The organism is Serratia sp. CY32780, from assembly GCF_052169135.1.
Classification (GTDB): Bacteria; Pseudomonadota; Gammaproteobacteria; order Enterobacterales; family Enterobacteriaceae; genus Serratia; species Serratia sarumanii.
The window spans coordinates 2,779,981-2,801,861 of record NZ_JBJNLI010000001.1; the positions used below are offsets into that span (position 1 = coordinate 2,779,981).

22 protein-coding genes are annotated in these 21,881 nt (G+C 60.2%); 10 read left to right on the plus strand and 12 right to left on the minus strand.

What is annotated here, in order from left to right:
• Nucleotides 1-39: 39 nt before the first annotated feature.
• Nucleotides 40-504, minus strand: coding sequence for a DUF2919 domain-containing protein (locus tag ACJ8HH_RS13440; RefSeq protein ID WP_033649848.1), 465 nt, complete (start codon nt 502-504; stop codon nt 40-42).
• A 178-nt stretch (nt 505-682) separates the two neighbouring features.
• Between ACJ8HH_RS13440 and ACJ8HH_RS13445 the strand changes: the two genes are divergently transcribed.
• Complete coding sequence (locus tag ACJ8HH_RS13445) at nt 683-1,081, plus strand: YgiW/YdeI family stress tolerance OB fold protein (protein ID WP_004936500.1); 399 nt, start codon at nt 683-685, stop codon at nt 1,079-1,081.
• Between the two features lie 42 nt (nt 1,082-1,123).
• Here ACJ8HH_RS13445 and ACJ8HH_RS13450 read toward each other — a convergent pair whose 3' ends face one another.
• Nucleotides 1,124-1,549: a GNAT family acetyltransferase gene (locus ACJ8HH_RS13450; protein ID WP_004936504.1), complete on the minus strand. Its 426-nt coding sequence runs from the start codon at nt 1,547-1,549 to the stop codon at nt 1,124-1,126.
• 204 nt (nt 1,550-1,753) lie between these two features.
• Between ACJ8HH_RS13450 and amiA the strand changes: the two genes are divergently transcribed.
• From amiA to ACJ8HH_RS13465, 3 genes are all read left to right on the plus strand, one after another.
• Nucleotides 1,754-2,635, plus strand: coding sequence for an N-acetylmuramoyl-L-alanine amidase AmiA (amiA, locus tag ACJ8HH_RS13455; RefSeq protein ID WP_033654993.1), 882 nt, complete (start codon nt 1,754-1,756; stop codon nt 2,633-2,635).
• Nucleotides 2,636-2,700: 65 nt separating this feature from the next.
• Nucleotides 2,701-3,621: an oxygen-dependent coproporphyrinogen oxidase gene (hemF, locus tag ACJ8HH_RS13460; protein WP_047571066.1), complete on the plus strand. Its 921-nt coding sequence runs from the start codon at nt 2,701-2,703 to the stop codon at nt 3,619-3,621.
• On the plus strand, nt 3,621-4,076 hold the full coding sequence (locus ACJ8HH_RS13465) for a YaiI/YqxD family protein (RefSeq protein WP_041038074.1): 456 nt from the start codon (nt 3,621-3,623) through the stop codon (nt 4,074-4,076). Before hemF ends, ACJ8HH_RS13465 begins: the two co-directional genes overlap by 1 nt.
• Nucleotides 4,077-4,098: 22 nt before the next feature.
• Here the strand turns inward: ACJ8HH_RS13465 and ACJ8HH_RS13470 are convergent, their stop codons facing one another.
• From ACJ8HH_RS13470 to ACJ8HH_RS13485, 4 genes are all read right to left on the minus strand, one after another.
• Complete coding sequence (locus ACJ8HH_RS13470; RefSeq protein WP_442520236.1) at nt 4,099-6,360, minus strand: TonB-dependent receptor domain-containing protein; 2,262 nt, start codon at nt 6,358-6,360, stop codon at nt 4,099-4,101.
• Nucleotides 6,361-6,482: 122 nt separating this feature from the next.
• Nucleotides 6,483-8,609 (minus strand): S9 family peptidase, encoded by a 2,127-nt coding sequence (locus ACJ8HH_RS13475; RefSeq protein ID WP_080289013.1) that lies wholly within the window; start codon nt 8,607-8,609, stop codon nt 6,483-6,485.
• A 54-nt stretch (nt 8,610-8,663) separates the two neighbouring features.
• The gene (locus ACJ8HH_RS13480) at nt 8,664-9,467 is read right to left on the minus strand and encodes a TonB family protein (RefSeq protein WP_060451754.1); all 804 of its coding nucleotides are present in this window, start codon (nt 9,465-9,467) and stop codon (nt 8,664-8,666) included.
• A 102-nt stretch (nt 9,468-9,569) separates the two neighbouring features.
• Complete coding sequence (locus tag ACJ8HH_RS13485) at nt 9,570-10,409, minus strand: ChaN family lipoprotein (protein ID WP_060451755.1); 840 nt, start codon at nt 10,407-10,409, stop codon at nt 9,570-9,572.
• A gap of 177 nt (nt 10,410-10,586) precedes the next feature.
• On the opposite strand from ACJ8HH_RS13485, the gene mmuP reads away from it, so the two are divergent.
• Both mmuP and mmuM read left to right on the plus strand, forming a co-directional pair.
• Entirely contained in the window at nt 10,587-11,996 is a 1,410-nt protein-coding gene (mmuP, locus tag ACJ8HH_RS13490) for an S-methylmethionine permease (RefSeq protein ID WP_033649855.1), read from the plus strand.
• Nucleotides 11,986-12,924 carry a homocysteine S-methyltransferase gene (mmuM, locus tag ACJ8HH_RS13495; protein WP_060451756.1) on the plus strand — a complete coding sequence of 313 codons (939 nt, stop codon included), beginning with the start codon at nt 11,986-11,988 and terminating at the stop codon, nt 12,922-12,924. The genes mmuP and mmuM overlap by 11 nt, the downstream gene beginning before the upstream one ends.
• Before the next feature lie 50 nt (nt 12,925-12,974).
• Here mmuM and maeB read toward each other — a convergent pair whose 3' ends face one another.
• The 5 genes from maeB to ACJ8HH_RS13520 all read right to left on the minus strand — a co-directional run bounded on the left by maeB (nt 12,975) and on the right by ACJ8HH_RS13520 (nt 16,715).
• Nucleotides 12,975-15,254: an NADP-dependent oxaloacetate-decarboxylating malate dehydrogenase gene (maeB, locus tag ACJ8HH_RS13500; protein WP_033635475.1), complete on the minus strand. Its 2,280-nt coding sequence runs from the start codon at nt 15,252-15,254 to the stop codon at nt 12,975-12,977.
• A 212-nt stretch (nt 15,255-15,466) separates the two neighbouring features.
• Nucleotides 15,467-15,640 (minus strand): Rz1-like lysis system protein LysC, encoded by a 174-nt coding sequence (lysC, locus tag ACJ8HH_RS13505; protein ID WP_195903932.1) that lies wholly within the window; start codon nt 15,638-15,640, stop codon nt 15,467-15,469.
• Entirely contained in the window at nt 15,621-16,001 is a 381-nt protein-coding gene (locus tag ACJ8HH_RS13510) for a DUF2570 family protein (RefSeq protein WP_033635477.1), read from the minus strand. Before ACJ8HH_RS13510 ends, lysC begins: the two co-directional genes overlap by 20 nt.
• Complete coding sequence (locus tag ACJ8HH_RS13515; RefSeq protein WP_021505638.1) at nt 15,998-16,399, minus strand: M15 family metallopeptidase; 402 nt, start codon at nt 16,397-16,399, stop codon at nt 15,998-16,000. The genes ACJ8HH_RS13510 and ACJ8HH_RS13515 overlap by 4 nt, the downstream gene beginning before the upstream one ends.
• Complete coding sequence (locus ACJ8HH_RS13520) at nt 16,389-16,715, minus strand: phage holin, lambda family (RefSeq protein WP_004936551.1); 327 nt, start codon at nt 16,713-16,715, stop codon at nt 16,389-16,391. Before ACJ8HH_RS13520 ends, ACJ8HH_RS13515 begins: the two co-directional genes overlap by 11 nt.
• 289 nt (nt 16,716-17,004) lie before the next feature.
• On the opposite strand from ACJ8HH_RS13520, the gene ACJ8HH_RS13525 reads away from it, so the two are divergent.
• Nucleotides 17,005-18,504 (plus strand): glycosyl hydrolase family 18 protein, encoded by a 1,500-nt coding sequence (locus ACJ8HH_RS13525; RefSeq protein WP_033635479.1) that lies wholly within the window; start codon nt 17,005-17,007, stop codon nt 18,502-18,504.
• Between the two features lie 86 nt (nt 18,505-18,590).
• Here the strand turns inward: ACJ8HH_RS13525 and ACJ8HH_RS13530 are convergent, their stop codons facing one another.
• Nucleotides 18,591-19,532, minus strand: a complete 942-nt coding sequence (locus tag ACJ8HH_RS13530; protein ID WP_033635481.1) for a LysR family transcriptional regulator — start codon at nt 19,530-19,532, stop codon at nt 18,591-18,593.
• Between the two features lie 404 nt (nt 19,533-19,936).
• Here ACJ8HH_RS13530 and ACJ8HH_RS13535 point away from each other — a divergent pair, with 404 nt between their 5' ends.
• The 3 genes from ACJ8HH_RS13535 to ACJ8HH_RS13545 form a co-directional block, all read left to right on the plus strand.
• Nucleotides 19,937-20,530, plus strand: a complete 594-nt coding sequence (locus ACJ8HH_RS13535; protein WP_033635482.1) for a lytic polysaccharide monooxygenase — start codon at nt 19,937-19,939, stop codon at nt 20,528-20,530.
• Nucleotides 20,531-20,787: 257 nt separating this feature from the next.
• The gene (tal, locus tag ACJ8HH_RS13540) at nt 20,788-21,738 is read left to right on the plus strand and encodes a transaldolase (RefSeq protein WP_033649859.1); all 951 of its coding nucleotides are present in this window, start codon (nt 20,788-20,790) and stop codon (nt 21,736-21,738) included.
• An 18-nt stretch (nt 21,739-21,756) separates the two neighbouring features.
• The coding region (locus tag ACJ8HH_RS13545; protein WP_144334738.1) for a hypothetical protein at nt 21,757-21,881 on the plus strand (125 nt) is incomplete at its 3' end.

Sequence of the window (21,881 nt, forward strand, 5' to 3'; positions counted from 1 at the left end):
GAGTGCGGAAAATGCGAAAAGTGCCGCACTTCTCGGCAATTAGTCGGCGTGCTCCGCCGGCGCAAAGCAGGCTTTCAGGCGCGCATTCAGCAACAGATAGCTTAGCGCCAGCGCATCGAGCAGCGCCAACGCCAGCTCCAGCCCCGGCGCATCGCCGTCCTGGTGCCACAGGCTGAACAGCGAGCCGCCGAGCGACGCCAGCAGGGAGACAGCCAGCCCCCAGCGCCAGCCGCGCCACAGCCGCGGCCATTGGTGGCGGCGGCCGCTCAGCAAAAACGCCAGCGCCGCCGGCAGGCCGAGCAGCATGCCGTACCAAAAACGTTGGGTATCCGGATAAAATAGCGCCAGCAAACTTTCGCCCTGCTCGCGCGAAGCGCCGGCCATCACGAACAGCAGCCAGGTGCGCGCCTGCAAAATCAACACGGCCCAAAATCCCAGCGGCAACCGCAGCGCGCCGTGCTGGTCGTAATCGTCCGGGGAAAACCGGGGTGAGAATGGCTTCAACGATCGTTCCTTGCCAACAGAATAAAGACTATGGCTACAGATGGGCGCCGGCGGCGGGAATTTCAATGCGTCGGCTTAAGAAGCTCTTAAGATCGGTGTGTTTTAATCGTTAGCACTTAACAAGCAGCCCGATATCAGCGGGATGTGATTTTCGATAACGATGATAAGGAAGCGCAACATGAAAAAACTGACTCTGGCCGCTCTGATCGCGCTGTGCAGCGCACCGGTACTGGCGCAACAAGGCGGGTTCCTCGATCCGGCCGCGCCGCAGGCCCAAACGCAACCCGCTCCTCAGGGCGGTTTCTCCGGCCCCAGCGCGGCGCTGACCACCGTGGACAAGGTGAAATCGCTGAGCGATGACACCTGGGTGATGCTGCAGGGCAATATCGAGCAGCGCATCGGCGACGACACCTATACCTTCCGCGATGCCACCGGCACGCTGACGGTCGAAATCGATCGCAAGCGCTGGAACGGCCAAACCGTTACGCCGAAAGACAAGGTGCAGTTGGAAGGCAAAGTGGATAAAGACTGGAGCAGCGTCGAAGTGGACGTGAAAACCGTCAAAAAGCTGCCGTAATGCACTGCGGCGGGCGGTGCAACGCCGCCGCCCGCCGCCCGCTCAATATTCCTGATCTTCGATCAACCGCTTGCCCAGGCTGGTGATGCCCTGGATCTCGTAGCCGAGCTTCTCGTACATCTCGACCACCGTGTCGTTGTCTTCGCGCACCATAATCTGGATTTTCGGGCAGCCACGGGCGATCAACTTCTTCTCCAGACGGTTGATCAACGCATTGGCGATGCCGCGCCCGCGATAGTCGGGATGCACCCCGAGGTAATATGCCGAGCCGCGGTGGCCGTCATAGCCGCCCATCACCGAACCGACCACTTCGCCGCCGACTTCCGCCACCAGGAACAGCTCCGGATCGTGGTTCAGCTTGCGCTCGATGTCCATTTCCGGATCGTTCCAGGGCCGCAGCAGATCGCAGCGCTCCCACAGGGTAATGACTTCTTCAAAGTCGTCTTGTCGAAATACGCGAATTTCCATCGATGTTGGCCGCTGTTAATTAAGGTGTTTATCTGATTATCGCGTGATTATTCACTTACGCAATATCAAACTGCGATTTACCGCGCTATTTGCCCAGAAATCGCCGGTAACAGGCGTAATAAATGGAAATAGTTATCGGGTCGATTAATGATTATCAATACGATATAACGTCGCAAAATAGAAACGTCGACGGAGCGTTGCGTAATGAAAAAGCAGGGTAAACCCTTCCTCAATTTTAAACCGCTTGCCGTTTCCCCGACGCGACGCCAACTTTTGCTTTCCGGCCTGGCGGTGGCGCTGCTCGGCGTGAAAAGCCAACGCGCCAGGGCGGAAGGCCTGCTGCGCAATCAGCACAGCAAGCCGGCGGCGAAACCGGCCGGTGCCAAGAAGCTGGTGATGATCGATCCCGGCCACGGCGGCATCGACTCCGGCGCGGTCGGCCACGAAGGCTCGCAGGAAAAACACATCGTGCTGGAAATCGCCAACCACGTGCGCCGTTTCCTGCATGAGCGCGATCACGTCGAGGCGCGCCTGACGCGTGAAGAAGACGAGTTCATTCCGCTGTTCCAGCGGGTGGAGATCGCCCACCAGCACCAGGCCGACCTGTTCATTTCGATTCACGCCGACGGCTTTACCAGCCCGTCGGCCTCCGGCGCTTCGGTGTTCGCCCTGTCCAACCGCGGCGCCAGCAGCGCCATGGCGCGCTACCTGTCCAACCGTGAAAACGCCGCCGACGACGTGGCGGGCGGCAAATACAAGGATCAGGACAACTACCTGCAGCAGGTGCTGTTCGATCTGGTGCAAACCGACACCATCAACAACAGCCTGACGCTCGGCCGCCACGTGCTCGGCCAAATTCGCCCAGTACACCACCTGCACAGCGACAGCACCGAACAGGCGGCGTTTGCGGTGTTGAAATCGCCGTCCATTCCCTCGGTGCTGGTGGAAACCTCGTTCATCACCAACCCGAACGAAGAGCGGCTGCTGGGCACCACCGCGTTTCGCGAGAAGATTGCCCGCGCCATCGCGGACGGCATCGTTAACTTCTTCGACTACTTCGACGCCCACCAACGCAAACCCCGCTGATGCCGCGGGCGGCGAATAAGAGTATACTCAGCGCCTTGTTCAGCCAGACGCTATAAAGACCCCGCATGAGTTTACCTAACATCGCTGAAGTAAAATCCTTCCTGCTGGCGCTGCAGGATCACATCTGCGCGCAGCTCGCCCAGGCCGACGGCGGCGCCGCGTTCACCGAAGACCAATGGACGCGTGAAGAAGGCGGCGGTGGCCGCAGCCGCGTGCTGACCAACGGCGCGGTGTTCGAACAGGCGGGGGTCAACTTCTCGCACGTCTCCGGCGCCACCCTGCCGGCCTCGGCCACCGCGCACCGTCCGGAACTGGCCGGGCGCAGCTTCCAGGCGATGGGCGTCTCATTGGTTATCCACCCGCTCAGCCCCTACGTGCCCACCAGCCACGCCAACGTGCGCTTTTTCATCGCCGAAAAGCCGGGCGAGGCGCCGGTGTGGTGGTTCGGCGGCGGCTTTGATCTGACGCCGTTCTACGGTTTCGCAGAGGATGCCGTGCATTGGCACCGCACCGCGGCCGAGCTGTGCGCGCCGTTCGGCGACGAGGTCTACCCCAAATACAAACAGTGGTGCGACGATTACTTCTTCATCAAGCACCGCAACGAAGCGCGCGGCATCGGCGGCCTGTTCTATGACGATCTGAACACCCCGGACTTCGACCACTGTTTCGCCTTCACCCGCGCGGTGGGCCAGGGCTTCCTCGACGCCTATCTGCCGATCGTGGAAAAACGTAAGGCCTTGACCTGGGGCGAGCGCGAGCGTCAGTTCCAGCTGTATCGCCGCGGCCGCTATGTGGAGTTCAACCTGGTGTGGGATCGCGGCACGCTGTTCGGGCTGCAAACCGGCGGGCGCACCGAGTCCATTCTGATGTCGATGCCGCCGTTGGTGCGTTGGGAATATAACTACCAGCCGGACGCCGATAGCCCGGAAGCGGCGCTGGCGCGCGATTTTCTGCCGGTGCGCGACTGGCTGCAGGAGCCGAAATGATGCAGATTTGGGTCGATGCAGACGCCTGTCCGAACGTGATCAAAGAGGTGCTGTTCCGCGCCGCCGATCGTACCGCCATCACAGTGACGCTGGTGGCGAACCAGCCGCTGCGCACGCCGCCGTCGAAGTACATCCGTTCGCTGCAGGTGGCGGCCGGCTTCGACGTGGCCGACAACGAGATCGTGCGCCGCTGCGCAGCGGGCGATCTGGTGATCACCGCCGACATTCCGCTGGCGGCGGAGGTGATAGAGAAAGGCGCGGTAGCGCTGAACCCGCGCGGCGAACGCTATACGCCGGACACCATCCGCGAGCGCCTCAACATGCGCGATTTTATGGATACCCTGCGCGCCAGCGGCATCCAGACCGGCGGCCCGAACGCCCTGAACCAGCGCGACCGCCAGCAGTTCGCCAACGAGCTGGACAAATGGCTGCTGCAGGCAAAACGGGCGCAGTGACTGCACCCTGCTCTGCTGCGGTTTAGAAGCGCACCTCCCCGCCGAAGATATAGGTGCGCCCACGGGCGGTGTTGGCGGCCGTCGCGTCATCCCCCTTGATCGGCAACATATTCAGTTTGTTCAACGCCTCGGAATAGCTCTTGTTCATCACGTTTTGCACGCTGAATTTCAGCATGACGTTGCGGTTGATCTGATAAGTGCTGTACAGGTCGATAACGGTAGGAATATTCGGCATTTCCTGCTTGAGGACTTCACCGGTCGATTCACTCTGCTCGTAATCCGGCGACAGGCGACGCGTCTTGCCCGTATATTTCACGATGCTGCCGACGGTTAGCGATTCATCAAGAAAACGCACCCCGGTATCCAACGTAAAGTACATGTCCGGCAGTTCATTGATATCCCCGGCGCCGAAATAAGTGCTGGCGATGGAGGTCGGCTGCTCGGTGTGCTGCTTGCTGAAAGAGACGCGCGCGAAGGCTCGTCCGGCATCATAGTTGGCTTCAACCTCAACACCATGCATACGCACCGGCGTCAGAGAGTTGACGTAGATATACATATTGTCCGAGTAATCTTCGCTCGCATCGGCCCAATCGTTTTCCAGATTTTCGCGATAGCTGCATTTCCGTCCATTGCGGCACACCATGTAAGATTCACTGAAGATGTAATTGCGCACTTTACTGGTATAGCCCACGACCTTGAGGCGTAAAGAGTCTTCCTTCACCAGCAAATCGTGCCCGTTGGCGTTGAAGCCGGCCTGCCAGGTTTCCGCTCGTTCACCTTTGAGGAACGGGTTCATCGATGCGCCACCCGAGTTGGAATAGAACACTTCTTGAATGTTCGGCGCACGCATCGACTTGCTGTAGCTGACGAATGGCTGCAACCACGGCGTCACCTGTGCCGATAGCATTACCGAAGGATTGAACCCTTGCTCTTTCAAATTGATGCTAGCGGCCCCTTGCGGGAAGCACTCCACGCGATAATCGCATTCAGGCTTGTAACCGGTCAGCTTGTTGCTGGTGTAGTTCAGGTTGAGATCGAGCTGATAGATATCCCGGTTAAGCTGCAGGCCGGTATATAAACTGCCGATTCGCTGCTCGCCGGATGGCGCGAAGGTATTATTTTCTATTGCTTCCTGCGCCGTCTGCGAATTCTCTATAGCCGATTCTACATGCTTACGGTATTGGTTGCGCATCAGTTTGCCGCCATAGCTGAAGGCTACATCGGTATCCAGCAGGCTGAATCGGCTGGTGTTATTGATATCCAGCGCATCGGAGCGGTTTTCCGCGTTGGTGTTAAAGAAGGTGAACAGCGAACCGCCGTCGTATTTCTGATTGCCTTTACTGGTGCTGACGGTGAGGTTTAAATCCACCAACTCCGAAAACGGCGCATAGTGATATTTGAGGTAGAGGTCATGGCTATCGATATCGCGCCGAGAAAAGCGGTTTTGGTAGTTCCTGGCGGAAAACTCAATGCTATTGAACTCGTTCGGTTTGATATCCAGTTTGAACAGCTGTGACTTGGGATTTTGCTTCATAAATTCATCGTACCCAAAATCTTCGCTGCTGATACCGTCGCCATTGTTGAAGTTCGAGTAAATGGAGCTCCCACTGATCGCGGCCATCGCGCCAATGCTGCCGGTATCGGTAAACGCCTGCCCCTTACCGGCGACGGCGATCATGCCACTGCGGCCAATGCCGTTGCTGCCGACAGAGAATTTGGTTCTCACCCCGAAAGGATTGCCAGAAAAGATCACATCATCGACACCGATTGTGCGGAAGTTAGCACTGCCTGCCAACGCATTTACGCCGCTGCCGCCACTGTTCTCACCGCGCGCCACGTCCACTCCGACGATAAAATTGGGATCTATCAAGACCCCCGCCTGGTTATTGGTCGAACCGTGTGACATCACACCAGACGTGGAAGTACCGTAATAGTTCTGGGTAATGCCATCGACCATGGTATTGACCCGGCCAAAACCGCTCAGACCGCGGATATTGACGCTGACGGCCCCCTGACTGGGATCGATCTGGGTATAGGTGCCCGGCATGCTGCGCAGAATGCTGTCCACCGACTCCAGATTTTTGTTTTCATCGCGCGAGCTGAATGCACCCGGCCGGGCCAACGCGTCTTTTTCGCTGCTCTTGCCGCTGTCGGCGGCCGAGACGTTGAGCGGGCTGAACGCCACGTTGCCTTTATTATTTTCCGCCTGTTCCTGCGCGGCCGCAGCCGACCCGTACAGCGCCAGTCCCGCGCCGATCAGGCTCGCTATCATTTTGATTTTCATATATCCCCAGAAATAGCCAATAAGATTTGATGGCCGACAATGCCCAGCAAAAAGCCCGCCGAAACGCGCGGTAAAAGATTGTTATTGTTTTATTGCGCCGCAGCGTGCTGCGGCGCTAAAGGTTATTTCTGCGCCTGCCGGTCCGCCGCCAAAATAAAGGCGTACTCCAGCGCGCCGTTTTCCAGCCGCGCCAGGCGGCCCGATTTGCCGCCGTGGCCGGCGGTCATGTCGGTGGAGAGCAGCAGCAGCGAATCGCCCTGCTTGAAGCGCCGCAGCTTCGCCACCCATTTGGCCGGCTCCCAATACTGCACCTGCGAGTCGTACAAACCGCTGGTGACCAGCAGGTTCGGGTAACGCTGCTTGCGCACGTTGTCGTACGGGCTGTAGGACTTCATCAGCGCATAGGCGGCCGGCTGGTGCGGGTTGCCCCACTCCTCGTATTCCCCGGTGGTGAGCGGAATGCTGTCGTCCAGCATGGTGGTCACCACGTCGACGAACGGCACCTGCGCCACCACCGCGTTGTACAGCTGCGGCGCCTGATTGATCACCGCCCCCATCAGCAAGCCGCCGGCGCTGCCGCCCATGGCATAGATGCGCCCCGGTTGGCCGTAGCCGTCTTTGATCAGCGCCTGGGTAGCGTCGATGAAGTCGTTGAAGCTGTTCGGTTTGTGCGTCAGCTTGCCCTGCTTGTACCAGCTCTGCCCCAGCTCGCCGCCGCCGCGCACGTGGATCAACGCATAGACGAAGCCGCGATCCAGCAGGCTGATGCGGTTGGCGCTGAACGCCGGATCCATGCTCATGCCGTAAGCGCCGTAGCCGTACACCAGCAGCGGGTTATGCCCGTTTTTGAACAGCGATGTGCGGTACACCAGCGAGACAGGCACCTTCACGCCGTCACGCGCCGTTACCCAGATGCGCTCGCTGTGATACAGGCTCGGATCGACGCCTTTCACCTCCTGCTGCTTCAACAGGGTGCGCTCGCCCTTGTTCAGATCCCACTCATAGGTGCGGGTCGGCGTGGTCATCGCCGAATAGCCGTAGCGCAACCGATCGCTGTCCGGCTCCGGGTTATAGCCCAGCCAGGCCATGTAGCTGGCGTCATCGAACGGGATGGCGCGCTCGGTTTTGCCGTCCCAGCTGATTTGCCGCAGCTGCACCAGCCCGTTGGCGCGCTCCTGCACCACCAGCCAGTCGCGGAACAGGCTGAAGTTCTCCACCTCGTGCTGCGCCTGCGGCGCGATCAGCGTCTGCCAGGGATTGCCCGCCGCCGCCGTGCGGTACAGGCCAAAGTTCGGATCCTGATGGTTGGAACGCAGATAGAACTCGCCGCGGTAGTGATCGAGATAATACTCGCGGCCGTTCTGCCGGGCGGCGAACAGCTGCGGCTCGCGCTGCGGCTGGTTGGCGTCGATCAGGCGCACTTCGGAGGTGGTGTTGCCGCTGATGGTCAGAATCAGGTAATCACGCGAGGACGAGCGGCCGAGGCTGAGGTAGAACGCCGGATCGTTTTCCTGGTACACCAGCTTATCTTCCGCCGTCGGCGTACCGTACTGATGGCGATAAACCTGGTATGGCAACAGCGTTTGCGGGTGGTTGCGCACGTAGAACAGGGTTTGGTTGTCGTTGGCCCACACCATGTTGCCGGAGGTGTTTTCCAGCGTTTCCGGCGACCAGCGTTCGCTGCCTATCTCGCGCAGGGAAATGCGGTATTGGCGGCGGCCCTGCAGATCTTCGGCCACCGCCAGGCGGCGGTTGTCCTGGCTGACGTCCATCGCCCCCAGGCGATAGTAGGCGTGGCCGGCCGCGCGCTGATTGGCGTCCAGCAAGGTTTGCCACGGCGCGTCGGCGGTCAGCGCCTGGCGCTGATACCGCGCGAAATCTTTACCGGCGGCGTAGCTTTCCTGATAGCGATAGCCGTTGAGCTGATACGGCACCGAACGATCGTCAGGGTTCATGCGGCCCAGCATCTCCTGATACAGCGTGGCGCGCAGCTTCTGGTACGGCGCCATCATCTGCTCGGTGTAGCGGTTCTCCGCCTTCAGATAGTCCAGCACCTTCTGCTCTTTTCGGCTGTCGTCGCGCAGCCAGTAGTAATCGTCGGTGCGCGTCTCGCCGTGGGCGGTCAGCGCTTTCGGCGCGCGTTCCGCCAACGGCGGCTGCGGTTGCGCCAGCGCGGCGCCGGCGACGCCTAAAGAAAGCCAGAGCGCGGCCGCGATGCGACGGCGCGGGGTGGATAACAGCGGATTCATAATCCCTCACGAAGTTTGAAAAGGCGCACGACGGCGATACGGCGCCTGCGGGCATTAACGGCGGGCATTCAGCTCCGCCAGATTGAAATCGATCGGCATCGTCACCCTGACGGCCCCCTGCTGCAGCATCTCCGGCGGCGGAGGCGGCAACGGCTGAGCGCGCGACACCACCGCTACCGCTTCCCGATCCAGCGACGCAGTGCCGGAGCGCACCAGCAGCGTAACGTTCGAGACCCGCCCCTGCGCGTCGACGCTGAAACTGACCTGCGGCATGCCGCTGCGCCGGCGGCTGCGGGCATCCAAAGGGTAATCCTTGATGCGGTTCAGTTTGCCTTTCACCAGGCTCTCCCACGACAGTTTGGCCTGCGCGTTGCTGTTGGCGTCGCTGTTGATCGGTGCGGCGGTCTGGTGAGAGAGCGTCTGCGCCTGCGGCGCGGCGGCGCTGGACGCGGCGGCGTTGCGCGTCTCTTTGGCCTGTTCCTGCGGCTTAGGCTGCGGCTGCGTTTTTTGCGGGGGGCGGCGTTCGGCGCGCTTCTTCTGCGCCGTCACGATTTTCGCTTTCTCGGCGCGCGCCAGCTTGGGCAGATCCGGCTGTTGCTGCTGCTCCGCCGGCTGCGCCGCAGCGGATTCCGCCTGCTGCACGCCCAGCGGCAGCGGCTTGCTTTCCGGCGCTTCAATCTGCGCCGCCCAGCTCATCATCACCGCCGGCGGTGGCAACACCACCGGCTCCAGCGCCGTCTGCGGCCAGTAAAACAGCAGCACCAACGCCGCGTGCGCCGCCAGAGCGAGCAGCAGGCCGCGCGCCCAGCGCGGCTGCGGCAGTTCAAAGGCCGGGAGGGAGTAAGGCTGACTTAACATAGGGGCATTAGCTTGCTTAATTGCGAATGATTGCAGATCACATTTACTAATGATAATCATTTGCAACTATAATTAACACCCCTTTTCACTCTCTTAACGTATTCATTTCACTGATGGTGTGATCCACAGGTAGTCTGCGGTGTTCGCATCGACCTGTACGCCCGGCTCCGCCAGCATCAGCACCGTCAGCGCCGCCGCCGGTTGCAGATCCCGCACGTGCAGCGGCACCCCCACCGATTTGGCGGCGTGATAGCCACCGGCGATCAACAGCGCGGGCGTGGGCGCCGCCAGCAGGCGCTCAGCCATGCGCCGGTCGCGTTGCTGCTGGATCGCCAGCATCGCACGCAACTGGTCGGCCTCAATCTTGCCGCCGTGCGAAGTGCGGATGGTCTCTTCCAGCGCCTTGCGCACCGCCGGCTGCGCCGATAGCTGCCCCGCCGGGAATTGCGGCTGCTGATAGAACGCCGTAATCTCGCTGCGATCCAGGTTGGCCGACCACAGCGGATAAGGCGCGCGCATCGCCGCCATCGTCACTCCGCCATACAGCGCCCACTTCCAGCCCGGCTGCCAGGCGATCAGCTCCGCTACGCGGCCGTCGCGCACCGTCGGATCGCTCTGCAACCACTGCTTGACCTTGTCGACCTGCGCCTGTTGGTTCGGGTTGATCATCTCCATCAGCACGCTGCCCTGCGGCCGCCGCTGCGGCAGCTGCTGCACCAGCCATTGCTCAATCTGATGGTGGTAAGGATTGTCATGTTTCTCACCCAGGATCACCCGCGGCTGCTGCGCCAGTCGCGTCAACAGCTGCTCCGGCGTCAGGGTCGCGCCGCTGTGCAGATCGGTGATGCTCCCCAAACTCGCGACGTCGTTGGCCGGCGCCTTCACCGGCGCCTGGCTGCAGGCGCCGAGCGCCAACGCCGCCAATAAAATCAGGTATCTCATCATGTTGCCCCATTATCGAAAATGGCGACATTATAGATAATAATTATCATTTGCATATAGATCCGGCTTAACGATTTTTTTACGCGCCGATCGCCGGCTGCGCATTGCGTTGAAAAAGCATTGCGGGTATAACCAATAGCCATTCAGATATTTAGACGTCTATACGGATAGATTATTATGCAACCATCGGCACCCGCCGCAGGACAGTTCAAACGCAGCATGAAGGCCCGGCACCTGGTGATGCTGTCGCTGGGCGGCGTGATCGGCACCGGGCTGTTTTTCAACACCGGCTACATCATCTCCACCACCGGGGCGCTCGGCACGCTGCTGGCCTACCTGATCGGTGCTCTGGTGGTGTATCTGGTGATGCTGTGCCTGGGCGAGCTGTCGGTGGCGATGCCGGAAACCGGCGCCTTTCACGTCTATGCTTCGCGCTATCTGGGGCCGGCCACCGGCTATACCGTCGCCTGGCTGTATTGGCTCACCTGGACGGTGGCGCTCGGCTCCAGCCTGACCGCCGCCGGATTCTGCATGCAGTACTGGTTCCCGCAGTCGCCGGTGTGGCTGTGGTGTTTGATCTTCTGCGTGGCCATTTTCCTGCTTAACGTGGTGACCACCCGCTTTTTCGCCGAAAGCGAATTCTGGTTTTCGCTGATCAAAGTGGTGACCATTCTGGCGTTTATCATTCTGGGCGGCGCCGCCATGTTCGGCCTGCTGCCGATGAAAGACGGTACCCCGGCGCCGTTCCTGCATAACCTGACCGCTTCCGGCTGGCTGCCGCACGGCACGCTGCCGATCTTGATGACCATGGTGGCGGTGAACTTCGCCTTCTCCGGCACGGAATTGATCGGCATCGCCGCCGGTGAAACCGAAAACCCGGAAAAAGTCGTGCCGCTGGCGATCCGCACCACGGTGATCCGCCTGATGCTGTTCTTTATCGGCACGGTCTTCGTGCTGGCGGCGTTGATCCCGATGGATCAGGCGGGGATCGTCAAAAGCCCGTTCGTGCTGGTGTTTGAACGCATCGGCGTGCCTTACGCCGCCGATATTTTCAACTTCGTGATCCTGACCGCCATCCTGTCGGCGGCCAACTCCGGCCTGTACGCCTCGGGGCGCATGCTGTGGTCGCTGGCCCACCAGCGCACCCTGCCGGCCTACTTTGCGCGCGTCAATGCGCGCGGCATTCCGATCAACGCCCTGACCTTCAGCATGCTCGGCGGCGTGCTGGCGCTGCTGACCAGCGTGATCGCGCCGGACACGGTGTTCGTCGCCCTGTCGGCGATCTCCGGTTTTGCGGTGGTGGCGGTGTGGCTGAGCATCTGCGCGGCCCACTTTGCTTTCCGCCGCGCCTACCTGCGCAGCGGCCAGCCGATAAGCGGCCTGAAATACCGCGCGCCCGGCTACCCGCTGACGCCGATCCTCGGCTTTGCTCTGTGCCTGCTGGCCTGCATCGGGCTGGCGTTCGATCCGGAACAGCGCATTGCGCTCTACTGTGGGCTGCCGTTCGTCGCCCTGTGCTACCTCACCTATTTCCTGACCCGGCGCGCCGGGCAAAAAACCGCTTTGGGAGAACAACATGTCGGTTAACAACCCCGTCGCCCGCCTGCTGGCCGAACATCCCACGCTGATCCTGGACGGCGCGCTAGCCACCGAGCTGGAAGCGCGCGGCTGCGATCTGACCGATCCGCTGTGGTCGGCCAAGGTGCTGATTGAAAATCCCGAGCTTATCTATCAGGTGCATCTCGATTATTTCAACGCCGGCGCCCACTGCGCCATCACCGCCAGCTATCAGGCCACGCCGCAGGGCTTCTTGCGCCGCGGCCTGGATCAGGAGCAATCGCTGGCGTTGATCGCCAAAAGCGTGCAGCTGGCACAACGCGCGCGCCGCGATTATCTGGCCGCGCACCCGCAGGCCGCGCCGCTGCTGATCGCCGGCTCGGTAGGCCCGTACGGCGCCTATCTGGCCGACGGCTCGGAATACCGCGGCGACTACCGGCTGGCGCAGGATGAGATGATTGCTTTCCACCGCCCGCGCCTCGCCGCACTGGCCGCCGCCGGCGTCGATCTGCTGGCCTGCGAAACGCTACCGTCGTTCGCCGAACTGCAGGCGCTGCTGACGCTGCTGCAGGAATTTCCGACGCTCGGCGCCTGGTTCGCCTTCACCCTGCGCGACAGCCAACACCTCAGCGACGACACGCCGCTGACGGAGGTCCTGTCCGCGCTGCGCGACAACCCGCAGGTGTTGGCCATCGGCATCAACTGCATCGCGCTGGACAAGGTCGCCCCGGCGCTGCGCCAACTGGGCGCGCTGGCCGACAAACCGCTGCTGGTCTACCCCAACTCCGGTGAGCACTACGATGCGGTTAGCAAAACCTGGCACGCCTGCGGCGGCGAGCACGGCAGCCTGGCCGATCAGGCGGTGGAGTGGCGCGCGCTCGGCGCACAATTGATCGGCGGCTGTTGCCGCACCACCCCGCAGGATATCCGCGCCATCGCTGCACGCTGCAAGGCATAAAAAAAGCCCCCGGCGCCAGCGTCGCAGGGGGCCAGTCACTCAACCCGGGCTTACAGCGGCTGGGTCTGGGCTTCCACCACCGCCAGCGCCACCATGTTGACGATGCGGCGCACCGAGGCGATCGGCGTCAGGATGTGCACCGGCTTGGCGACCCCCATCAGCACCGGCCCGACGGTCACCCCTTCCGAGCAGGAGACGCGCAGCAGGTTGTAGCTGATGCGCGCCGCTTCCATGTTCGGCATGATCAGCAGGTTGGCCGAGCCTTTCAGCGGGCTGTCCGGCATCAGATCGTGACGGATGCTTTCCACCAGCGCGGCGTCACCGTGCATTTCGCCGTCGATCTCCAGCTCCGGCGCCAGCTCGTTCACCAACTCCAGCGTTTTGCGCATCTTGCGCGCCGCCGGGCAGTCGGAAGAGCCGAAGCTGGAGTGAGACAGCAGCGCCACCTTCGGCTCGATACCGAAGCGGCGCACGGTTTCCGCCGCCATCAGGGTGATCTCCGCCAGCTGTTCCGGGGTCGGATCGTCGTTGACGTAGGTGTCGGCGATAAAGGTGTTGCCGCTCGGCAGCAGCAGCGCGTTCATCGCGCCGGCGACGTGCGCGCCTTCACGGAAGCCGAACACGTTCTTCACCACATCGTAATGCTCGTGGTAGCTGCCGATGGTGCCGCAGATCATCGCGTCCGCTTCGCCGCGGTGCAGCATGATGGCGGCGATCAGCGTCGGGTTGCCGATCACCGCGCGGCGCGCCTGCTCTTGCGAGACGCCGCGGCGTTTCATGATCTGGTAGTACTCGCCCCAGTATTCGTTAAAGCGCGGATCCGACTCGTTGTTTACCACTTCGAAATCCTTGCCCGGCGTCAGCTGCAGACCCAGCTTTTTCAGGCGCATTTCGATCACGCTCGGGCGGCCGACCAGGATCGGGAAGGCCAGCCCCTGTGACACCAGTTCCTGCGTGGCGTGCAGCACGCGCTCTTCCTCGCCTTCCGCCAGCACTACCCGCTTCACCTCTTTGCGCGCCTGCGAGAAGATCGGCTTCATGAACAGGTTGGTTTTGTAGACGAACTCCGCCAGCTTCTCGACGTAAGCGTCGAAGTCTTCGATCGGGCGCGTCGCCACGCCGGAGTCCATCGCCGCCTTGGCTACCGCCGGCGCGATCTTGACGATCAGGCGCGGATCGAACGGTTTCGGGATGATGTATTCCGGCCCGAAGGAGAGATCCTGGTCGTCATAGGCGGAAGCCACCACGTCGCTCTGCTCCGCCAGCGCCAGATCGGCGATGGCGTGCACGCAGGCCAGCTTCATCTCTTCGTTGATGGTGGTCGCGCCCACGTCCAGCGCGCCGCGGAAGATGAACGGGAAGCACAGGACGTTGTTCACCTGGTTCGGGTAATCGGAACGGCCGGTACAGATGATGGCGTCCGGGCGCACCGCTTTGGCCAGCGGCGGCAGAATTTCCGGTTCCGGGTTGGCCAGCGCCATGATCAGCGGATCGCGCGCCATGGTTTTCACCATATCCTGCGTCAAGACGCCCGGGCCGGAGCAGCCGAGGAAGATGTCGGCGTTCGGGATGGCGTCGCCCAGCGTGCGCTGGCCGTTATCCTCGATGGCGTAGGCGGCTTTGGTCTGCTCCATATTGGCGTCGCGGCCTTTATAGATGACGCCCTTGGAGTCGCAAACGGTGATGTTCTGTTGCCGCAGCCCCAGCGCCACCAGCAGGTTCAGGCAGGCGATGGAGGCCGCGCCGGCGCCGGACACCACTAGGCGTACGTCGGAGATATTCTTCTTCACCACGCGCAGGCCGTTGAGCACCGCCGCAGTGGTAATGATCGCCGTGCCGTGCTGGTCGTCGTGGAACACCGGGATCTTCATGCGCTCGCGCAGTTTCTGTTCGATGTAGAAACACTCCGGCGCCTTGATGTCTTCCAGGTTGATGCCGCCGAAGGTCGGTTCCAGCGCGGCGATAATGTCGATTAATTTGTCAGGGTTATGCTCATCCACTTCGATATCAAACACATCGATACCGGAAAACTTCTTGAACAAAACGCCCTTGCCTTCCATCACCGGCTTACCGGCCAACGCGCCGATATTGCCCAGACCCAGTACCGCCGTGCCGTTGGAAATCACCGCCACCAGGTTGCCGCGCGCGGTGTATTTGTAGGCTGCCAACGGATCTTCGGCGATCTCGAGGCAAGGCGCGGCGACGCCCGGCGAATAGGCCAACGCCAGATCGCGCTGGGTCGCCAACGGTTTGGTGGGGGAAACCTGGATCTTCCCTGGGACAGGAAACTGATGGAAATCAAGGGCACTCTGTTTGAGCTGTTCGTCCATTATGGATTCCTTTGTTTTTTGCTTTTATGTTGAGGTAAGGCTTTGAGGCTGCGCCCTGCCGTGGGCCGTGGCGCCCAAGTACAATGACAGGGCGCAGCCTTGAAGTATAGTGAGAGAAACATCACAAACTTTGAAGCGCGCCATAACCTTGGCCGAAAGACCGTTTTAAAAGTAAAAAAAGGATCGCGAGACGAGTCGAAGAAGCGCCGCCGTCAGCGTGGCGGCAGCGTGTCGCGCCAGGCGTTGAGCGTCTCCACCTGGCCGGCGCAAATGTGTAACGAGGTTTGTAACGCCAGGGTATAGCTTACCGCATCGCCCCAGGTCCCCCCTTGCAGCCGCGGTTGCTCACAGGGCGCGAACACCGATTCAGGGGGCAACAGCGGCACGGCCTGCGGCGCCGGCGGCCGGGCGCAGGAGCTCAAGCACAGCGCCAGGCAGAGGCTGAGCGGCGCAGGGATCGTTTTTAATCGCTTCACGGTATTTCCTCTGATAAGCCTCGTGTTGTTGGCGCAGCTGCCGTTCCTGCCGTTGCTGCGCCGCCATCAGCGCGCGGTTTTGCGCATCCTGGGTCTGCAGGGTGGCGATCAGCCCGGCCTGCTGCGCCAGGCTTTTCTGTAGCTCCGCCGCCTGTTGGCGCGCGGACGCCAACTGGTGCGACAGCAGCGAGCTGTAGCCGCCGAGGCAGATGGCCGCCAGCAACAGCAGCAGCAACCCGCCCTGCATCAGTTTTTGCAGCCAGCCGCTCATGCCGGATAGTCCCGGAACGCCAGCTGGAAGTGCGGGCCATCCTTGAGGGTTTTCCACTCGCCGCCCCATTCGACGTTGATCCCGCATTCACGCGCCGCGCGCCGCACCGCCACCGCAATCTGCGCGTAGTAATCCCACTCCCAGGAGACCACACCCGCCGGCATCGCCACCACGTCCACCGCGTGGCCGGTCAGATGGCGGCTGCGCAGCGTTTGGCTGCTGCCGGCGCGCACCATTTCCCGTTGGCGCGCCATGCTGCGCAGCCCCTCGCTGACGGAAAACGGCACCAGCGAATAACGCAGCGCCAGACGAATAACGCGCACCAGATCCGGGTGCACGCCGCGCAGGTTCTCTTCGCTGCGGGCGGTAAAACGAATCTCTTCGATGTCATTTAACATTTTTAAACCCCGTCTTTTTGCCGATGAACTTTTTAATTAAGGCGTTGATGTAATCTGCCCCCATAAAGCCAATCAGTACGCTGGCCAAATTCGCCCACTTTAATTCCAGGCCCATCAGCGCCAGCGCATCGCGCACCGTCCAGGCCAATAACGCGCACATCGCCGCATTCAATAAACGGCGCCGAATGCCCACGTTGCGGTAAGCGCCGTGCAATAGCGCCATGACGCCGGCCAAAATGGCGTTTAATACCGGCTGAAGATATTCACATACTCGCTGGACTATTAAGCCAACAGCGTCAGGCTCTATGCTGGACATAGCTCATCTCCTTTTTTTTTAATTAAATGCCAATCACGGCCGGTGGGACATCGGATAATCAGAATCTAGTTAAGGATGCTATTACAAAGCAAATGAATAAATACAGGCCCTATGGTCGAATTCATTCATGCTGAGCGTTGGCACAACGCATAAGCGCCAATATTGACGGCAATGAATAAAATTTCATTGTTATCGTGATTTATTTCGACTTTCGTTTTCACGAAAAATAAACATTAATGGCTGCGGGAAATATGTCCCATCTTAAAAACATCCACTCTGGAGAAATACCATGTCCACACGCAAAGCCGTTATTGGGTATTATTTTATTCCGACCAACCAAATCAATAATTACACCGAGTCCGATACGTCCGTCGTGCCGTTCCCGGTTTCCAACATCACGCCGGCCAAAGCCAAACAGCTGACGCACATCAACTTCTCGTTCCTGGATATCAACAGCAACCTGGAATGCGCCTGGGATCCGGCCACCAACGATGCCAAGGCGCGCGATGTGGTCAACCGCCTGACCGCGCTCAAGGCGCACAATCCCAGTCTGCGCATCATGTTCTCCATCGGCGGTTGGTACTACTCCAACGATCTGGGCGTGTCGCACGCCAACTACGTCAACGCGGTGAAAACCCCGGCCTCGCGCACCAAGTTTGCCCAATCCTGCGTGCGCATCATGAAGGATTACGGCTTCGACGGCGTGGACATCGACTGGGAGTACCCGCAAGCATCAGAAGTGGACGGTTTCATCGCCGCGCTGCAAGAGATCCGCACCCTGCTGAATCAGCAAACCGTCGCCGACGGCCGCCAGGCGCTGCCGTATCAGTTGACTATCGCCGGCGCCGGCGGCGCCTTCTTCCTGTCGCGCTATTACAGCAAGCTGGCGCAGATCGTCGCGCCGCTCGATTACATCAACCTGATGACCTACGATCTGGCCGGCCCCTGGGAGAAGATCACCAACCACCAGGCGGCGCTGTTCGGCGACGCGGCCGGGCCGACCTTCTACAACGCGCTGCGCGAAGCCAATCTGGGCTGGAGCTGGGAAGAGCTGACCCGCGCCTTCCCCAGCCCGTTCAGCCTGACGGTCGACGCCGCGGTGCAGCAGCACCTGATGATGGAAGGCGTGCCGAGCGCCAAGATCGTGATGGGCGTCCCCTTCTACGGCCGCGCCTTCAAGGGCGTCAGCGGCAGCAACGGCGGCCAGTACAGCAGCCACAGCACGCCGGGCGAAGATCCGTATCCGAGCACCGATTACTGGCTGGTGGGCTGCGAAGAGTGCGTGCGCGACAAGGATCCGCGCATCGCCTCCTATCGCCAGCTGGAGCAGATGCTGCAGGGTAACTACGGCTATCAGCGGTTGTGGAACGACAAGACCAAAACCCCTTACCTGTATCATGCGCAGAACGGGCTGTTCGTCACCTATGACGATGCCGAAAGCTTCAAATACAAAGCGAAGTACATCAAGCAGCAGCAGCTGGGCGGCGTGATGTTCTGGCATCTGGGGCAAGACAACCGCAACGGCGATCTGCTGGCCGCGCTGGATCGCTATTTCAACGCCGCGGACTACGACGACAGCCAACTGGATATGGGCACCGGCCTGCGTTACACCGGCGTCGGCCCCGGCAACCTGCCGATCATGACCGCGCCGGCCTACGTGCCGGGCACCACTTACGCGCAGGGCGCGCTGGTGTCCTATCAGGGTTACGTCTGGCAGACCAAATGGGGTTACATCACCTCGGCGCCCGGCTCCGACAGCGCCTGGCTGAAGGTGGGCCGCGTAGCGTAAACCATAAAAAAAACCCCGTAGCCGAGCGCTGCGGGGTTTTCATTGAGTTAACCGTTTGATTTTCGCGTCCCTTCGTCTCTATTCCTTCAGTTGTGGCACCAAGGATAGCCGCCATCCCGCACCACTTCGCGGCCCATCAGGCTGTAAACATCGCTTTTGCGCGTCAGCCGCTCATGCCACCAGTTAAACCCGGCGCCCTTGCTGGCCGGATGCCACGCCAGCCAAATCATTTCGTCGCCCTTTTGCATCTCCACCGGCACCGTCACCAGTTCGCCGCTGGCCAGTTCCTTTTCGATGAGCGACGGCGGCAGAAAAGCGTGGCCAATGCCGCGTTTGAGCAACGCCAGGTTGCTTTCCACGTCGCACACCACCAGTTGGCGCTGCAAAGGCAACGTGCCGTGATTGCGTTTGGGCAGTTCATGGCTGCTGTCGGCGATCGCAACCACGATGTCGTTCAAGCGCTGCTTCTTGCACACCGGCTTTTTCTGCGCCGCGAACGGATGCGAGGGCGACACGCACAGCACAAAGTTGAGCTTGCCAAGCATCAGGGTTTTGGCCTGTACGCTGTCGGGGATTTGGCCGATGGCGATGATCAGATCCGCCCGGTTGTTCTTCAGCGCATCCCAGGTGCCGTTCAGCGCTTCTCGCTGCACCGAGATATTGGCGTTCGGGCAATGCTGAATATAGTCGCGGATATCCTGTGTCAGGGTTTCCAACGGGAAGAAGGTGTCCACCGCCAGGCGGATATTATTGTCCAGCTTGGGGATGTTTCTTACCCGGCTTTCCAGATCCTGCACCGCATTTAATATCCAGCTGCCCTCCTGCAGGAGAAATTCCCCTTCATCCGTCAGGGTAATCATGGGGCCATTGCGATGAAAAAGTTTCACGCAGAGTTTGCTTTCAATATTGGAAACCCGATAAGAGATTGCCGAAGGCGTTTTATGCAGCGCCTCCGCCGCCATAGAGAAAGAGCCGGTGCTCTTAATGGTGCTGATTATTTTAATCGCGTCCAGGGATAATCTAGTCATACAAATTCCTCTTTAAAATAAAACAAGAAAAATGACACTAAATTCCCAAGGTGGTGGCGCACAAAAATCGATCAAATCGAACAAGGATACTCAAGGCAACAAGCAATATACTTCATAAATGAGAGCGCTATCTTAAATACTATTCATCACGACCTGATATAAAATTCATCATAGCGCTCTATTTTTGCATTGTGACAGTTAAATAAATTCAGCCTAACGATCAAAGATCGTCATCATAATAATTTTCGTTAATAGCCGTTAAAACATTCCGCTCTGCCGCGCGACCAGAATGATAAAAATAAAACAAGCCGACAAGAAGGGTTATTTCCAATTACGTTATTAGCCTCTCATTTTGTCGGTGAAATACGCTCAACTTACAACATAATTTCAGTCAGGAGTGACTTATGAACAAAACTTCCCGTACCCTATTCTCTCTGGGCCTGCTGAGCGCAGCCATGTTCGGCGTTTCGCAACAGGCGAATGCTCACGGTTATGTCGAATCGCCGGCCAGCCGCGCCTATCAGTGCAAACTGCAGCTCAACACCCAGTGCGGCAGCGTGCAGTATGAACCGCAGAGCGTCGAAGGCCTGAAAGGTTTCCCGCAGGCCGGCCCGGCTGACGGCCACATCGCCAGCGCCGACAAATCCACCTTCTTCGAACTGGATCAGCAAACGCCGACGCGCTGGAACAAGCTCAACCTGAAAACCGGCCCGAACTCCTTTACCTGGAAGCTGACCGCGCGTCACAGCACCACCAGCTGGCGCTATTTCATCACCAAGCCGAACTGGGACGCTTCGCAGCCGCTGACCCGCGCCTCCTTTGATCTGACGCCGTTCTGCCAGTTCAACGACGGCGGCGCCATCCCTGCCGCACAGGTTACCCACCAGTGCAATATACCGGCAGATCGCAGCGGTTCGCACGTGATCCTTGCCGTGTGGGATATAGCCGACACCGCCAACGCCTTCTATCAGGCGATCGACGTCAACCTGAGCAAATAATCGGCCAAATGAGGCCATCTTTGAGGGTTCAGCCTGGCGCTGAACCCTTCTTTTTTTGGCTCTCGCGCCACCGCCCCCCTCGCCTCCCCCGCCGTAAACCGCGCCCCGCCTGGGTTTACTCGGCATTCATTGTTATTATCCATCGCAACAATCAGAAAAAGCGCATTTTCATTCCCGACCCGATGATGCAGTGTGTTCCCCCTATGATGAAAAAGGTTCTCATTTCCCTACGTTGAGCTTGGTCAAGGAGCTTATCAATGAATCAATTAGACGCACTCAAGCAGCTGACCACGGTGGTCGCCGACAGCGGCGATATCGAATCCATCCGCCAGTTCGAACCCCAGGACGCTACCACCAACCCTTCGCTGATCCTGAAAGCCGCCGCGCTGCCGCAGTACAAGGCGCTGATCACCGAAGCGCTGGACTATGCCCGCCGCCAGGGCGGCAGCAAGGAAACCCAGCTGATCAACGCCAGCGATAAGCTGGCGGTCAATATCGGCGTCGAGATCCTCAAAAGCGTGCCGGGCCGCATCTCCACCGAAGTGGACGCCCGCCTGTCGTTCGATCGCGGCATGTGCGTCGCCAAAGCGCGCAAGCTGATCGCCATGTATCAAGAACAGGGCATCGACAAATCGCGCATCCTGATCAAACTGGCTTCCACCTGGGAAGGCATCAAAGCCGCCGAGGAGCTGGAAAAAGAAGGCATCAACACCAACCTGACGCTGCTGTTCTCCTTCGCCCAGGCCCGCGCCTGCGCCGAAGCCGGCGTGTATCTGATCTCGCCGTTCGTCGGCCGCATCTATGACTGGTATCAGGCCAAACAGCCTGCCGCCGACTACGATGCCGAGCAGGATCCGGGCGTGAAATCGGTGCGCACCATCTATGAATACTACAAGCGTCATCGTTACCAGACGGTGATCATGGGCGCCAGCTTCCGCAAGGTTGAGCAGATCCTGGCGCTGGCCGGCTGCGATCGCCTGACCATCGCGCCGAACCTTTTGGAACAGCTGAAAAACAGCGACCGGCCGGTCGAGCGCAAGCTGACCCCGTCCACCGAGGGCTTCCACCAACCGGCCCCGCTGGCCGAAGCGGAGTTCCGCTGGCTGCACAATCAGGACGCCATGGCGGTGGAGAAACTCGCCGAAGGCATTCGCCTGTTCGCCGTCGACCAGCAGAAGCTGGAAGACATGCTGGCCGCTCAACTGTAACCGTACTGGAGTTTCGTTATGTCTTCTCGTAAAGAGCTTGCCAACGCCATCCGCGCACTCAGCATGGACGCCGTACAAAAAGCCAATTCCGGCCACCCGGGTGCCCCTATGGGCATGGCGGACATCGCCGAAGTCCTGTGGCG

Excerpts from the sequence above, each read along its gene's own strand:
- ACJ8HH_RS13445 (WP_004936500.1), top strand. The coding sequence starts at position 683 with ATGAAAAAACTGACTCTGGCCGCTCTGATCGCGCTGTGCAGCGCACCG.
- ACJ8HH_RS13450 (WP_004936504.1), bottom strand. The coding sequence starts at position 1,549 with ATGGAAATTCGCGTATTTCGACAAGACGACTTTGAAGAAGTCATTACC.
- amiA (WP_033654993.1), top strand. The coding sequence starts at position 1,754 with ATGAAAAAGCAGGGTAAACCCTTCCTCAATTTTAAACCGCTTGCCGTT.
- hemF (WP_047571066.1), top strand. The coding sequence starts at position 2,701 with ATGAGTTTACCTAACATCGCTGAAGTAAAATCCTTCCTGCTGGCGCTG.
- ACJ8HH_RS13465 (WP_041038074.1), top strand. The coding sequence starts at position 3,621 with ATGCAGATTTGGGTCGATGCAGACGCCTGTCCGAACGTGATCAAAGAG.
- ACJ8HH_RS13470 (WP_442520236.1), bottom strand. The coding sequence starts at position 6,360 with ATGAAAATCAAAATGATAGCGAGCCTGATCGGCGCGGGACTGGCGCTG.
- ACJ8HH_RS13475 (WP_080289013.1), bottom strand. The coding sequence starts at position 8,609 with ATGAATCCGCTGTTATCCACCCCGCGCCGTCGCATCGCGGCCGCGCTC.
- ACJ8HH_RS13480 (WP_060451754.1), bottom strand. The coding sequence starts at position 9,467 with ATGTTAAGTCAGCCTTACTCCCTCCCGGCCTTTGAACTGCCGCAGCCG.
- ACJ8HH_RS13485 (WP_060451755.1), bottom strand. The coding sequence starts at position 10,409 with ATGAGATACCTGATTTTATTGGCGGCGTTGGCGCTCGGCGCCTGCAGC.
- mmuP (WP_033649855.1), top strand. The coding sequence starts at position 10,587 with ATGCAACCATCGGCACCCGCCGCAGGACAGTTCAAACGCAGCATGAAG.
- mmuM (WP_060451756.1), top strand. The coding sequence starts at position 11,986 with ATGTCGGTTAACAACCCCGTCGCCCGCCTGCTGGCCGAACATCCCACG.
- maeB (WP_033635475.1), bottom strand. The coding sequence starts at position 15,254 with ATGGACGAACAGCTCAAACAGAGTGCCCTTGATTTCCATCAGTTTCCT.
- ACJ8HH_RS13510 (WP_033635477.1), bottom strand. The coding sequence starts at position 16,001 with ATGAGCGGCTGGCTGCAAAAACTGATGCAGGGCGGGTTGCTGCTGCTG.
- ACJ8HH_RS13515 (WP_021505638.1), bottom strand. The coding sequence starts at position 16,399 with ATGTTAAATGACATCGAAGAGATTCGTTTTACCGCCCGCAGCGAAGAG.
- ACJ8HH_RS13520 (WP_004936551.1), bottom strand. The coding sequence starts at position 16,715 with ATGTCCAGCATAGAGCCTGACGCTGTTGGCTTAATAGTCCAGCGAGTA.
- ACJ8HH_RS13525 (WP_033635479.1), top strand. The coding sequence starts at position 17,005 with ATGTCCACACGCAAAGCCGTTATTGGGTATTATTTTATTCCGACCAAC.
- ACJ8HH_RS13530 (WP_033635481.1), bottom strand. The coding sequence starts at position 19,532 with ATGACTAGATTATCCCTGGACGCGATTAAAATAATCAGCACCATTAAG.
- ACJ8HH_RS13535 (WP_033635482.1), top strand. The coding sequence starts at position 19,937 with ATGAACAAAACTTCCCGTACCCTATTCTCTCTGGGCCTGCTGAGCGCA.
- tal (WP_033649859.1), top strand. The coding sequence starts at position 20,788 with ATGAATCAATTAGACGCACTCAAGCAGCTGACCACGGTGGTCGCCGAC.